This is a genomic window from Stenotrophomonas sp. GbtcB23 (assembly GCF_019091045.1).
In the GTDB taxonomy this organism is placed as follows: Bacteria; Pseudomonadota; Gammaproteobacteria; order Xanthomonadales; family Xanthomonadaceae; genus Stenotrophomonas; species Stenotrophomonas rhizophila_A.
Window position 1 is genome coordinate 1 of record NZ_JAGXKC010000607.1, and the last position, 244, is coordinate 244.

The 244-nt window shown below is 59.8% G+C and carries 1 protein-coding gene; it reads right to left on the reverse strand.

The features are described from left to right. Nucleotides 1-244, reverse strand: a 244-nt coding sequence (locus KVS69_RS20275) for an ABC transporter permease subunit (protein ID WP_217540084.1), incomplete at both ends; no start/stop codon positions are given.

Consider the following 244-nt stretch of genomic DNA (forward strand, 5'->3'; position numbering starts at 1 on the left):
TGCACCTGAGACCAGCGCCGGCAACACCCAGCCGACCGTGGAGACGAAAGGATTGAGCGCTATGCGTACGGGATATTTCAGGAGTAGCCTGCGTTCCGAAAGTCCGTAGGCGCGGGCGGTGACGACATAGGGCTTGTTCAGCTCGTCGAGCAGGTTGGCGCGCATGATTCGGATGAGCTCCGCGGTCTTGCTGGCGCCGATGACGATGATCGGGAACCACAGATGCGAGAACAGATCGTACATC